Annotated in this window: 13 protein-coding genes and 4 tRNA genes; 5 read left to right on the top strand and 12 right to left on the bottom strand. The window is 40.2% G+C overall.

Translation table 11 applies throughout. The annotated features are described in order from the left end of the window. Window positions 1-55 precede the first annotated feature (55 nt). Window positions 56-1,654 carry a bifunctional NUDIX hydrolase/phosphatase PAP2 family protein gene (locus C9J12_RS31520; RefSeq protein WP_107243944.1) on the bottom strand — a complete coding sequence of 533 codons (1,599 nt, stop codon included), beginning with the start codon at window positions 1,652-1,654 and terminating at the stop codon, window positions 56-58. A 285-nt stretch (window positions 1,655-1,939) separates the two neighbouring features. Here C9J12_RS31520 and C9J12_RS17870 point away from each other — a divergent pair, with 285 nt between their 5' ends. Together C9J12_RS17870 and C9J12_RS17865 are read left to right on the top strand one after the other, a co-directional pair. Then, a complete protein-coding gene (locus C9J12_RS17870; RefSeq protein WP_107243943.1) occupies window positions 1,940-3,364 on the top strand; it encodes an alpha-amylase family protein in 1,425 nt (474 codons plus the stop codon). Between the two features lie 268 nt (window positions 3,365-3,632). Next, window positions 3,633-4,463, top strand: a complete 831-nt coding sequence (locus C9J12_RS17865; protein WP_227876395.1) for a pirin family protein — start codon at window positions 3,633-3,635, stop codon at window positions 4,461-4,463. Between the two features lie 91 nt (window positions 4,464-4,554). On the opposite strand, the gene C9J12_RS17860 is transcribed toward C9J12_RS17865, so the two are convergent. Next, complete coding sequence (locus C9J12_RS17860; protein ID WP_107243941.1) at window positions 4,555-5,028, bottom strand: DUF2947 domain-containing protein; 474 nt, start codon at window positions 5,026-5,028, stop codon at window positions 4,555-4,557. Between the two features lie 189 nt (window positions 5,029-5,217). Continuing rightward, a complete protein-coding gene (locus tag C9J12_RS17855) occupies window positions 5,218-5,436 on the bottom strand; it encodes a hypothetical protein (protein ID WP_006231372.1) in 219 nt (72 codons plus the stop codon). A gap of 519 nt (window positions 5,437-5,955) precedes the next feature. On the opposite strand from C9J12_RS17855, the gene C9J12_RS17850 reads away from it, so the two are divergent. Both C9J12_RS17850 and C9J12_RS17845 read left to right on the top strand, forming a co-directional pair. Continuing rightward, window positions 5,956-7,503 (top strand): long-chain-fatty-acid--CoA ligase, encoded by a 1,548-nt coding sequence (locus C9J12_RS17850; RefSeq protein ID WP_107243940.1) that lies wholly within the window; start codon window positions 5,956-5,958, stop codon window positions 7,501-7,503. Between the two features lie 226 nt (window positions 7,504-7,729). Then, entirely contained in the window at window positions 7,730-8,494 is a 765-nt protein-coding gene (locus C9J12_RS17845) for a DUF3108 domain-containing protein (RefSeq protein WP_107243939.1), read from the top strand. Between the two features lie 72 nt (window positions 8,495-8,566). Here the strand turns inward: C9J12_RS17845 and C9J12_RS17840 are convergent, their stop codons facing one another. The 5 genes from C9J12_RS17840 to C9J12_RS17820 are packed head-to-tail and all read right to left on the bottom strand — an operon-like array spanning window position 8,567 to window position 11,888. Further along, complete coding sequence (locus C9J12_RS17840) at window positions 8,567-8,818, bottom strand: hypothetical protein (RefSeq protein ID WP_107243938.1); 252 nt, start codon at window positions 8,816-8,818, stop codon at window positions 8,567-8,569. 41 nt (window positions 8,819-8,859) lie between these two features. Then, window positions 8,860-9,432 carry a gamma-glutamylcyclotransferase family protein gene (locus tag C9J12_RS17835; RefSeq protein ID WP_107243937.1) on the bottom strand — a complete coding sequence of 191 codons (573 nt, stop codon included), beginning with the start codon at window positions 9,430-9,432 and terminating at the stop codon, window positions 8,860-8,862. Between the two features lie 37 nt (window positions 9,433-9,469). Further along, window positions 9,470-10,423 (bottom strand): 5-oxoprolinase subunit C family protein, encoded by a 954-nt coding sequence (locus C9J12_RS17830; RefSeq protein ID WP_107243936.1) that lies wholly within the window; start codon window positions 10,421-10,423, stop codon window positions 9,470-9,472. Next, complete coding sequence (pxpB, locus tag C9J12_RS17825) at window positions 10,405-11,136, bottom strand: 5-oxoprolinase subunit PxpB (RefSeq protein ID WP_107243935.1); 732 nt, start codon at window positions 11,134-11,136, stop codon at window positions 10,405-10,407. Before pxpB ends, C9J12_RS17830 begins: the two co-directional genes overlap by 19 nt. Then, the gene (locus tag C9J12_RS17820; RefSeq protein ID WP_107243934.1) at window positions 11,133-11,888 is read right to left on the bottom strand and encodes a 5-oxoprolinase subunit PxpA; all 756 of its coding nucleotides are present in this window, start codon (window positions 11,886-11,888) and stop codon (window positions 11,133-11,135) included. Before C9J12_RS17820 ends, pxpB begins: the two co-directional genes overlap by 4 nt. A 505-nt stretch (window positions 11,889-12,393) precedes the next feature. On the opposite strand from C9J12_RS17820, the gene C9J12_RS17815 reads away from it, so the two are divergent. Continuing rightward, window positions 12,394-12,555 carry a DUF3012 domain-containing protein gene (locus C9J12_RS17815; RefSeq protein WP_107243933.1) on the top strand — a complete coding sequence of 54 codons (162 nt, stop codon included), beginning with the start codon at window positions 12,394-12,396 and terminating at the stop codon, window positions 12,553-12,555. Between the two features lie 293 nt (window positions 12,556-12,848). Here the strand turns inward: C9J12_RS17815 and C9J12_RS17810 are convergent. The 4 genes from C9J12_RS17810 to C9J12_RS17795 all read right to left on the bottom strand — a co-directional run bounded on the left by C9J12_RS17810 (window position 12,849) and on the right by C9J12_RS17795 (window position 13,319). Continuing rightward, a tRNA-Gly gene (locus C9J12_RS17810) sits at window positions 12,849-12,924 on the bottom strand. Between the two features lie 32 nt (window positions 12,925-12,956). Then, window positions 12,957-13,043: transfer RNA gene (locus C9J12_RS17805), tRNA-Leu, on the bottom strand. 106 nt (window positions 13,044-13,149) lie between these two features. After that, window positions 13,150-13,225: transfer RNA gene (locus C9J12_RS17800), tRNA-Gly, on the bottom strand. A 20-nt stretch (window positions 13,226-13,245) separates the two neighbouring features. After that, window positions 13,246-13,319: transfer RNA gene (locus C9J12_RS17795), tRNA-Cys, on the bottom strand. Window positions 13,320-13,464: the final 145 nt, after the last annotated feature.

Raw genomic sequence — 13,464 nt, 5'->3', positions numbered from 1 at the left:
TCTTTATCTTAAAAAAAGTGTGACCAAGCTCAATGTGAAATCACTAAGACCATCGTTAATCGAATTTGGCTTTTAAAGAACACGCTTTATTTGCCAACTTTTTATACAATAGAGAGGGAACGATCACCGTCCAGCCCACTGCCACAAAAGACCCGATAGAATTTATCGCCACAACAATCAAGCTAACCGTAGAGCTATGTGCAAGAGAGGAAACAAAGTAACCAATCACAACAATACCAATCAACGTTATTAACGCAGTTACACAACGGTTAAACACAGATAATGTAAGCGAGTATTTAGGCACAAATTCAATGCTTAAGAAAATGGCTAATAGTGCAGAGAATAAATAAACATGATCTGGTAGTTGAGTAACGCTAGCAATCACACCAACAAAGATCGTTGCACCCAACCAAAACCATTTACTGGCAATACTATGTTTTAATGGTATTTCCTTTGAGTGGCGCCATTTACTCCATAGAATGACAATCACAATACCCAGAGTAATACTGGCGATCGTATCACTTATATAATGTACGCCATACCACACTCTAGCAACGGCTTGGCCTACGATCATCAGTACAATAAAGAGTGAAAATAATGAAATATTCTTCGATGTTTTGGCTTCACAATTCTTCTCGCGTATAAGGCACCACAACATACCCCATAACACAGTCGCCATTAATGTATGGCCACTAGGAAAGCTAAAGCCATAAGCATTTGTTTGTTGTAATTCTGGCATGATATAAAAAGGTCTTGGTGAGGCAACACCATGCTTTAGTAAAGAAGATATGAATATAACGCCAATTAACATCACGAATAACTGCAATAATGCCATTGGTCCATAAAAAGCAATAACCACCATTGCAACGAATAAAAGGAAATACGCTTCACCGGGTAAATTAACGACTGTCATGGTTACATCAAAAATTGATTTAACGGTGTTCGACTGTGATTTAACCCATTGCTGAAAGTCATTCATTAACGTTAATTCAAAACGGTGTAAAGCATTCACTTTATCACTCAAATCAGAATAGACTGTTATCTCACTATTTGGCGTATTCTTAATCCACTTAGCCAATAGCTTTGTATCATCAGGGTATCGATACTCATCACTATTCACTTTGTCTGGGTCGATCAAATAAACCCGTCTTACTTCTTTGCCAAAGTCCTCTGCAAACCACGATGCCACAACCGTATAATTTCGATGATCAACCTGTGAAGACACTAAAATAGGCGTATCAGCTACACAACTGTATATAGCGGCACGTCCACGGTATTGCAGTAATTTATCAATGGAAACCACCAGCCCAGTTTCTTCAAGCGCTTCACGAACAGCGGCTTCTTCTGCCGTATTTCCAGGGTCAATATATCCGCCAGGTAATGATAGCTTTTTGGTAATAACTTCCGACAACATCACAATTTTATCGTCATGACGAATAACACAAACTGAACCCACGATCCCTTCAGGTATTATGTCTTTTTGTGCAAGATCTGCATGTAGCAAACCTTCATATACAGAATTTTCCGACAGGGCTTTATTATCCAGTGGAATACTGTCATTGCTTACTGATACTGCATAACTAGAAGAAGAAAACAAAAAAAGAAAACTGAGTAGCCATACAACGTAAATAGAAGTCTTGGTGCTATAAAACACGAAATAGCCTTATCGATAAGTCATTGATCTTATGCCATCTTACCTATCTTTATAGTAATCGTCATTCAGATAGCCGCAATTACACACTCCAGCACCTTATAAATTGTTTACTCAATCACATTCTTAAAAAAGTCAGCACTACAATCAACGACATTGATTCCAAAGAATAAACCCATCAGGAACTATTGATAATATTTATAGGTAACCTGTTAAACATACCAATAACAACAAGTCTAACTCCACTTCCCTTATGTAGATTCTATTTATTAATAAGGCATACCAATAATGACAATAACGTTAGGAACATCCTTTGCACGCGCCTCTGTGCTTACCACCGCAATCATAGGTAGCAGTTTCTTTGCCACTTCAGTGCAAGCCGATACCATTTTGCATGCATTTAACTGGTCATACAGCGACATTACACTACAAGCCAAGAGCATCGCACAGGCTGGCTATAAAAAAGTGCTTATTTCACCACCGCTGAAATCATCTGGCGATGAATGGTGGGCACGTTACCAGCCGCAAGACATTCGCTTAATCGACTCACCTGTCGGTAACAAAGAAGACTTACAAAAACTGATTGCCGCCCTTAAAACTGAAGGTGTTGAAGTCTATGCCGACATCGTGCTCAATCACATGGCGAATGAAAGCTGGAAACGTAACGACCTTAATTACCCTGGCAGTGATCTGTTGACGCAATACAGCCAAAACATGGATTACATGAACAAACAGAAATTATTTGGGGATCTGACCCAAGGCAATTTCTCTGCCAATGACTTCCACCCTGCTGGATGTATTACCGACTGGGGCAATCCGGGACATGTACAGTATTGGCGCTTATGCGGCGGTAACGGTGACACTGGTTTACCAGATTTAGCCCCTAATAATTGGGTGGTGAGCCAACAGCGTTTATACCTGCAAGCATTGAAAACCATGGGCATTAAAGGATTTCGTGTCGATGCAGTAAAACACATGAGCGAATACCAAATAAATCAAGTGTTCACTCCTGAAATCACAGCCGGCATGCATGTATTTGGTGAGGTGATCACCAGCGGTGGAAAAGGCACTAACGATTACGATGTTTTCTTACAGCCTTATCTGAATAATACAGATCATGGCGCTTATGATTTCCCGCTATTTTCTTCTATTCGAAATGCTTTTTCTTACAATGGCAGCATGAGCCAATTGCATGACCCGCAGGCATACGGGCAAGCGCTAGCAAATGATCGTGCTATCACTTTTACCATTACCCACGATATTCCGACTAATGACGGCTTCCGATACCAGATAATGGATAAGACTAACGAAAAACTCGCTTACGCCTATATTCTGGGTAAAAACGGCGGTACCCCTCTCATCTATAGTGACAAGCTTAAACCTGAAGAAGATAAAGACAATGGTCGTTGGCGCGATGTGTGGAATAACGCTGATATGGTAAGCATGATTCGCTTTCACAACGGGATGCAAGGCAAAACGATGGAGACCGTGTACAGCGATAAATGCCTGCTGATCTTTAAACGAGATAAAGCAGGGTTAGTAGCCATCAACAAATGTAGCGAAGCTCGCAGTTACACAGTCGACACTTATCGCTACGAGTTTAACTGGTATCAACCCTACATTGATGTGCTCAGTGGCAGCAGTGAAACCATTACTTCACAGAACCACAACTTAACCATCCCAGCGCAAACTGCTCGGATGTGGATGCAATAACCGATATTAGCCTATTTGATACAAATAAAAAGCTCTCCGCTTACTCATAATAATGCGCGAGAGCTTTGTTTCGTTAGCATCATTACAATAATACAAATCTAGACAAACAACGCCAACACAGAACGTAACATACTGATATAAAATATATTTACTCAACTATACAGCACCCCCTTCATACATCCCCTCTCTTAAAATTACCTGTAAATTTTAGGTTTCTTTTGGGCTCAAGGTCTATGATTTAACTATTGAACCTTATTTGGGTTTAGCTATGAATAAAACAAGAAAGATAATAACAATCCGATACGGATTAAAAGCAGGGGCAATGACTGCATATATCGATGCAGGTAATATCGCAGAAGTCGATCCATTTGTACTGTGGGATCATTTTGCAGCCAAAAATAAAGTGAAGCCTGTTGGGCTAAATTTTCATGGGCACTCTGGCGTCGATACGATAAGTTACTCTGTTGTAGGCAAAGTAAAACATGTCGATTCTTCTGGCTGTCATGCGACGCTAGAAGGAGGTGACGTGCATGTGATGACCGCGGGAAGCGGTATCGTACACAAAGATACATTAACCCCAGCAAATGGAGTGGTGGAAACATTTCAGCTATGGACGGCCTTACCCGCAGGCAATGTGGAAATGGAAACAGCCTCTAGCACCAATTACAAAACCGCAATACTTCCCCTTGTCGAAGAAGCCGACTCAACCACCAAAATACTTGTTGGAAGTTACAAAGGAATAAATAGTCCCGTTAGCTATAGTATTGATATTGTTTACCTTGATATTATTATTTCCCCTTATGGTACGTGGACATTCCAACCTAAGAGTAACCTTACTGCTGGCTTTATCTATTTGCGTTCAGGTAAAGCTTATATTAGTGGTAATCAGCTACAACCTAATCAAATGGCAATATTAGATTTGAGTTCACACGCCTTAGAAATAAAAACAAGTGATATTGGCACACGTTTATTTGTTGTGCTTGGAGAACCGCTAAATCAACCACTCATTAGTTCTGGTGCCTCTATCCATTCATCGCATAAGAATCTAAAAAGCGGAGGGAAAAAAATCGAAGAACTAATGGGAAATATAGAGATATGAAAATATGAACAAAGCAGACTTCAGATTATTACGAATAGTAATCTAAAGTCTGCTTATAAATACGATATAGCGAATACTAGATAGAAGCTATCTACTCTCGAAGGCCTGATTTAAACGTACCATTCGAGTTGAACCATAGTACTTGTTTTTTCTTACGACCAATTAGCATAGGGCCGTCATCAAAGAATAAAAAATTCTTCCAATTACGTTTCAACACGCCCCATTTGGTCTCTATCACATTGTATTTTTCATAACAGAAGAAGACCGTTGTATTATCTTCCCAGTCGATGAACTCTAACACTCCGTTTGGCAAAGTGGCGTCATCACTATCCCACTCAGTTTGCCAATCAGTATCTTCACTCCAGATTTTGTCATTCGAGGCCCAATCACCTTTTTCGAAGTGATCAGCATCAGGGCTGTGTTTACTGATATGCTCCGACCAAATTTGTGAAGAGCGCGCTTGGGTAAACGGCTTAATTTCTTCCAAATCATCAGCTGCGACTGGCATAGATGCGTGGGTGAAAATCCACTTGCGAGAATACTTATCTAACTCTACGTAGTTCATTCATCGACCTAACAAAACATTGACGGAAGCAATTTACATCAGTCACCGGTATTCTGCCAGTTCTCTGTGAGAAAACGCTTATATAATGACAATCTAGTTTCGTCATCATTGCGAATACTAATAAGGGCGTTTAACGTATACCGCTATCGCCCCTATCTCTACATAGCCAACCAGATACATTGAATGATTTTATTTTAAATCCCACGCATTACTGATCCAGCCACCAACATCCTCATCAAAATGACTTCCGCTATACTGAGGAACGTCTTTGACTACTTCATCATGTGCATGAGAATCTAGCAACTGAGAGATATGATTAGCCATAGGATCATTTTGTTCAGTAAGCCGTCGCCGTGTCATTACTTCTTTTATTACCTGTAAACGATACGACGAGTTCATTCTTTTCATTTTTTGATTCCTCCTCTCAGTTAAACCTCAATAAAAATAGAACCCTCAACCTAAATCGTCAAATTTGTGACTTTAAAATGTCACATCTATTTAGTAAGGAGATATTTTATTTTTCACGTAAAAAACAAACGCTTACTGACAAAAACACACGCTAACACAAAAGAGATATAAAACATTAGAATGTAAGCTAATGATTTATCTATGTTAATTAATTAATTAATTTTTTATTTCATCATAAGAAATGACATTATACCTACAGTAAATACAACTACACTCATAGGCATTACTGTCCACCTTTTCATACAGCCTCTCTACGCCTTCACCTTAAAAAGGATTTTTAAATGCCCTTATTTTTTACACTTTGGTATTTTTTTATGCACAAAGAATTACAAAGATCGTAAAATAAAATCATACCCAAATAATACGCTTGCTTACTCGTTAACATTTGCGCTTATCAAAACTGTTTAATGCCACATGATTAGACGAAAAGCAGCTTCATAAAAAAAGATAAACATAATCATGTATAACTTAGCGACTAATTTAGAGCGTAATGCGAGCTTTTGCCCTACAAACACTGCGTTGATTTTTCAAAAACATAAAATTAACTACCAAGAACTTAATCGTATGGTTAACCAAGTGGCTAATCAGCTCGTTAAGTTAGGCATCAAACCTGATGATAAAGTGGCGCTATCTTGCCCAAACATGCCAGCTTTTGTCATTAGTTATTATGCAATTCAGAAAGTAGGTGCCGTAGCTGTGCCTTTGAATATTATGCTGAAGGGAGCTGAGGTTGCTTACCACCTTGATGATTCAGATGCTATCGCGCTGATTTGTTACCAAGGAAATAGTGCGTTACCAACAGGTCAATTTGGTCATGCAGGGTTCCTGCAAGCTAACAGCTGTAAACATTTCATCATGATTGAAGCAGAAAATAATCAAGAAGCCTTGCCTGAAGGCACTCATGCTTTTAACGCGTGGTTAGCATCATCAGAGATCCATTTTGATGCTGTGTACCGTAAAGCAGAAGATAGCTGTGTCATCTTATACACCTCAGGTACAACAGGCCATGCTAAAGGGGCTGAATTAAGCCAAAGTAACATGCTGTGTAATGCGCAAGCCTGCCAAGCGTTAACCAACCAAAAAGGCACCGATGTGAGTATTGCGGTTCTCCCTCTGTTTCATACATTTGGTCAATCTCTAATACTTAATACCTCAGTGCTTGCAGGCAGTGCCTTAGTGTTAATTCCACGCTTTGTGCCTAAAACGGTCATGCAGCAGATGTACGCGCATAAAGTAACGCATTTTGCTGGTGTACCAACTATGTATATCGGCTTACTCGCGTTTACTGAGAAGCATGGCAGTGAATACATCAGTGAAATTGCAAAGAATATGAAAGTTGCTATTTCGGGTGGTGCATCAATGCCAGTTGAAATATTAAAGCGCTTCGAGGAAATATTAAATGTTCCAGTTATTGAAGGTTATGGTTTATCAGAATCATCACCTGTTGCTGCATTCAACTTACTTGAATATAAACGTAAACCCGGAAGCATCGGACAGCCATTGCCAGGCGTAACTATGAAGGCGGTTGGTAAAGATGGCATAGAGGTTGCGCAAGGTAAAGAAGGTGAACTTCTTATTCGCGGACATAACGTAATGAAAGGCTATTATAAGAAGCCTAAAGAAACGGCTAAAACCATTGTGAATGGTTGGCTTCATACAGGTGACATTGTACGTATTGATGATGAAGGTTACGTATTTGTTGTCGATCGCTTAAAAGAGGTCATTATACGTGGTGGGTTCAATATCTATCCTCGCGATATTGAAGAAACCTTCATGACACATCCAGATGTACACCTGATTGCCGTTATTGGTGTACCACATAAAACATACGGTGAAGAAGTTAAAGCATTCGTGGTGCTAAAAGAGGATAGAAAAGTAACACCTAAAGAATTGGTTAACTGGGGTAAAGAACGTTTAGCTGATTATAAGTACCCCCGTCAGGTTGAAATATTAGAATCGTTGCCAATGACTGCAACAGGAAAAATCCTTAAGCGAATGCTGAAATAAATAAGCATAATAACGGCTCACTTTATGGGCCGTTGTTTTATCTCTACGCACTACGCACTACGCACTATTTCTGACTATTCACTAACAATACGCTATGGGATTCTTTATCAGCGAGTATAACGACGTTTTATACCCAAGTTGATTTTGCGATAACCGACACTAAATGCTAACGTTTTACTATGATGGGTTATTCTTATTTAGGATATCAGCAGAAACAAGAGGCAGTATGAAAAGTGTTTACTTATCTATAACAGCTATACTGATGGGCTTTTCATCATCACTATCTGCTACGGAACTGCCTAAAAAATATCACCAATGTAAGAAAATACTTTTGTATAACGTTTTTTTTCATGGTGCCAGAATCGGTACGTTTGAACGACAAATCAATTGGCAAAATAACAACGTCAATGTTTATACCTATAGCAATATAGATGTATTAGTAACAAAGTCATCTCTAAAACAGCATTCATCTTACAAATGGTCTTCAGACAAAAATAGCTTTATTTCTCAATCATTTGATCGTGACGTAAAAGGCCTTATTTCCGGAAAGTTTACGGCTAAATTTAGCGATAATGCCAGTAAATCATCCGTAGATTCTAACGGCGTAACAATGACATTTTCAGATGATTCAATGCCACTACTGGATGCTGATGCACTGGCTAGTCAAATGCGTTTAAATGTTATCAATGGCAAGAAGAAATTTGATTTTTTATTACAAGATGCCGATGAAGTAAATCATTATTATTTTGAAGTAAAAGGACAAGAAACGATTAATACGAACTTTGGCAAACTGAAGGCAATTCGGGTTGAGCAAACAAGAAAAAGTGACCGAAAACTATACTTATGGTTTGCACCAGATTTAGATTATCAACTGGTACTCGGTACATATAAGCGCAAAATTCTCAACTTAAAAACGACATTAAATTCTAAGAAAGTAGTCTGCCCACCAGTGACGGTTGTCTCTAAGCCGTTCATACCACAAACACAGTAAGCCTCTAAAATTCGATCTCACAGTGCACAACATAAAATTGCCCTATTAGAACCAATTTCACTCCGCTAACCGTTATTTGGCGGTTACTTTACCACCAATAATTTTATATGCCGGAGTTCCTCGTACTAAAGTATCACGGGCAAATTGCACCTTACAGCTAGGGCAAACACACGGTTCATTTGTAAAGTCTTTCGTTATTCGTTCTTTAAAACATTTCACTAATGCGCCTTTCCCGCCTTTACGGTATTTAAATAATTGTGTTTTACAGCCAGCACACAATACATCGACGGTTTTGGTTGGACCTTTTTTGTTCGGCTTTGCCATTTACTCTCTACACTATTTCTACATTAAAAAATTGCGACGTTCTACTTTAACGGCAGTCTAACTTGTTCAATCAATCTGTCTATGGTGTATAAATGCTCATCAAGCACGCCTGCTAAATTGCCGTATTTAGGGTTATGGCGATCGTTTTCCAACGGATGATGCCAGCCATGAGTTGTTTCCACAAATGTTTTAGCAAACGACTCCGAAATCGATAAGCAGCCAGCCAATACTGTATCAACATAAGTCTGTACAATCGGTTGATGCTTGCAAGGCACTTCAGTCTTGTCTTTAACGTACACCCAAACGGTTTCACCTTCTTCCAAGATACATTCATCACTAACACATACAATGCTATCAAGGTTTACACGCACACGGTGATAGCCTTTTTCTCTACGATCAAATTCTTGCAAAGTAATGTCATCAACAGCAACTAACACGCCATTACAGTGCCCTTCGCCAATTCTTGCCACTAGCGGCGCTATTTTATAGCTACCATCAACTTTTCCCCAATAACGCTGTAAACCCTGTATCACCGCAGGAATCGCTTTACCCGTTTGACCCGTTAATTGACGTGAATGATTGTTAATCAAACTGCCATAACCAAAAATATACATAATGCTCATGTCCTAATGTTATATACCCAAGTAGACTCTAATACGGTAATCCAAAGAAGTGTGAAAACTGTATCCATTCTTGTTGCAGTTCTTCTATATTTCCACGTAAAAAGCGTACCTCTTTACCGGGAGCGGCTTGGGCAATCTTGGCCATATCAGTCCGTGCAACACAGCCCAATTTAGGGTATCCGCCCAATGTCTGACGATCATTGAACAAAATAATAGGCAGCCCATTCGGTGGAATTTGTATTGCGCCATACGCAATGCCTTCAGAAATAATGCCATCGACTGCCGTATTCAAACTTGATCCATCAAGGCGACATCCCATACGATCGCACTGTGGGCTCACTCGATAGGTATTAGAATAAAACATTGCCTTATAGTGTTCAGAAAACAATGCATGTTGATACGATTCAATCACTCTTAGCGTTAATGGTGCTTCATAATCCGGAATAAAACGCGGCGCTACGTATAACGTTTTGTGCGCATACTTAACATGAGATTCACTTTTAAAAGATGGAAGAACAATTGGCAGCTTATCACCCACAAGTAATGCTCGACCACCATCAATCCCCCCCACTTTATTTCGAACAACAGTAGAAACACTGCCCATTAACGGTTTACATTGAAAACCTCCCTCTATTGCTAAATACGTGCGCAGCCCTTTTCTAGGGTAATTAAACGCTAACAACGATCCTTTAGGTAAACAAAACGTTTGCCAAAGTTTAACAGGGATGCCATCAACAGTGGCAGCGGCATCAGCCCCAGTGATCGCGCATACAATATCGTGATCTGATTTAAAACTGGCTTGCCCTAACGTCATTTCCAGTTGCGAGCATGACATATCATTACCCAATAAATAGTTAGCCCAGCAATACGCATGCATGTCTAATGCGCCGCCTTGGCTTAAACCTAACTGCGCAACACCTAATCTTCCCGAATCTTGCAGTAGAGTTAACGTACCAGCACGTACTACTTCCAATGCGGCCATATTACTCCTCCAAGATCTAAGAATGTTTGACGGTCTATCGCTTCGAAGGTCACTTTATCCCCCACTTCAAACGGTGAAATAGGGTCAGTATTTGGTGAGAATAATTGCTGAGGGCAGTTACCTATGATTTGCCAGCCTCCGGGAGAATCATCTGGGTACACTGCTGTCTGTTGATCGGCAATGCCAACACTACCTGCGGGTATTTTTAAACGAGGTTCTGCATGCCGAGGAGTGGCTATCGAACTGTCTACAGATGCAAGAAAAGCAAAACCAGGGGCAAAACCAATGGCGCATACTGTGTATGTTTTCTGCTGATGTAAGGTAATGACTTGTTCTATCGACAGGTTTTTTTCTTTGGCTAACGACGCTAAATCAGGGCCTACGCTTACATCATAATACACGGGAAGCGTAATGGTTTTGCCACGACTAATTGTGTATTGATCGTCATTATTTAACTTACGATCTTTTTTCGACTCAAGCTCTTTATTTGCCCAAGCCAATACGCTTACTTGGATTGATTTAAAGTTGATCTTTAAAGGGTGGTATTGGATTAAAATGGACGTATAGGAAGGCGTTACATCAACCAACTGTTCTGAAAAGTGCAGTTCTAGATAATGGGTTAATTGTGCGATCACCTGCGTTAACTGCAGATCAATTTGATCACCTAAGTAAATGATCAGGCTGGTTTCAGATACTGGCTCAATTTTAATCATGGATTAAGCACCTGATTTAATTCCGCAATACTCGCAATTGATATTTCATTATCACCATGTACACACACTGTATCGGCATTAAGCGCTAAACGCGTTCCATCTACCGTTACAACATACCCTTGTGATAATTGAATCACTTGCAGTTTAATTCTTTCTGGGTTGTGGTGAACCGCACCAATTTGTGTACGTGAGACCAAAGATCCATCTGAATTATATGCACGATCAGCAAAGGCTTCTTCCAAGAGTTCAACGTGATATTGCTTAGCTATTTCTTGATATATTGAGTTATCGGTTCGCGCTAAAATCATTAATTTAAGTGCGTTAGACGGTGCACCTTTGATTCGATCAACATTCAAACCGGAGATAGCTTTTACTATCGATTCGAAAATATCACGGTTTGCCATCATGTCATTATATAAAGCACCATGAGGCTTAACATAAGACACCTTGGTATTATGCAATCGACAAATTCCATCTAAAGCACCCACCTGATAGGCGATTAAATGGGTTATTGATGATGGTGCATGGGGAATGCTACGTCGTCCAAAACCAAGCTTGTCATCGTAACCGGGGTGAGCGCCTATTTGTACTTGATGGGTGGTTGCCCATTCAACGGTTTGCGCCATAATATCAGGATCGGAAGCGTGAAAACCGCAGGCAATATTTGCCATTTCGATAAACGGCATAACCCTTTGGTCATTACCCATTTGCCACGGACCGTAACTTTCACCCATATCGCAGTTCAATTTCATCGCGAATCCTTGCTTATAAAATTAACAACACAGCGTATAAAAACATCGAAACACTGGCAACACGTTATAACAATAGATTAAAAGCACAATTTTCTAAAATGGCTTCACAACAAGTCTATTGTTAATCAAGTCATATAATAAAAAACACTTTTATCTACATTAATAATTTATCATTTGAATACACAAATAATCAATGAGACGCTCATACCCAAGTCACCTCAAGGTGCAGGATTCAGAGTGATCTCAACGTGTTTAATTCAAGGAAAATATGTGTAGGAATGGCACTCCCTTTCAAACATATTTGACACAGAAGTAGACACGTTGAATCACTCCCGAAGGGCGAGTTTTATTGGACTCTATACGGCGTTGCTCATTTTCAACGTAGAACCACTATGTCTATAAATGAGCGCCTTGCCTAGAGCCCAATAAATTCTCGCTGAAACGAGTACCTTGAGGTAACTTGGGTATACAGGTAAGTTTCTACTAATGAATTGAAGGGAAAACGATGAAAAAATTTCTAGTACTAATGACAGCTGTTTTTCTGTTATCTGCTTGTGCGCCGGAAGTAGGCAGCGAAGATTGGTGTAAAGAAATGAAAGACAAACCAAAAGGTGACTGGACGGCAAACGAAGCGACTGAGTATGCAAAAAGCTGCTTCATGAAATAATCGCCTTCAAATTCGTAAAACGAGGGTTTGTTGGGCTCTAAGCAAGGTCGAATCTTCAAGATCTACACGGCTCAAATTGCAGATAAATAAAAAGCCCCGACATTTCTGTCGGGGCTTCGTATTTGGAGCGACACACGAGGCTCCCGATCTTCAAGGCTTAGGCGTGACCTCAACCTTGGCACGGCTGCAATCGACCTGCTGAGCTAATGATTGTTGAGATAACGCGTCGAGACTCATTTTAATATGCTACAAACGTCAAAAAGCCCAATCATTTCTGATTGGGCTTTTCAATTTGGAGCGACACACGAGGCTCGAACTCGTGACCTCAACCTTGGCAAGGTTGCGCTCTACCAGCTGAGCTAGTGTCGCATGCTATATCTTTCGATATAGACTTTAATAGATGGTGCCCCGGGCCGGACTTGAACCGGCACAGCGCGAACGCCGAGGGATTTTAAATCCCTTGTGTCTACCAATTCCACCACCAGGGCACGCAATTCTTTATTGCGATGCTCCAACCAATGTGCTTTATAAAAAGCGGTTAGACACCATCTTAATAACGGTCTGCCAATGTAACGTGACCGTTAGTACAAAATTTGGAGCGACACACGAGGCTCGAACTCGTGACCTCAACCTTGGCAAGGTTGCGCTCTACCAGCTGAGCTAGTGTCGCATATTATTCTCAAGGAATAATGGAGGCGCGTCCCGGAGTCGAACCGAGGTACACGGATTTGCAATCCGCTGCATAGCCACTCTGCCAACGCGCCATATTCTTTAATGCCAAAACATCTTAAAGAATTAAGCAATCTTTCAATCACTAACCGTTAATGGGTTGCCCCGTTGCGGTATGGGCTGCATTCTACGGATTGCTCAGTATGAGTCAACATCAAAATCATATTATTTTGATTGTTT

The organism is Photobacterium frigidiphilum (assembly GCF_003025615.1).
GTDB lineage: Bacteria > Pseudomonadota > Gammaproteobacteria > Enterobacterales > Vibrionaceae > Photobacterium > Photobacterium frigidiphilum.
This window is presented reverse-complemented; position numbering and strand designations above follow the sequence as displayed.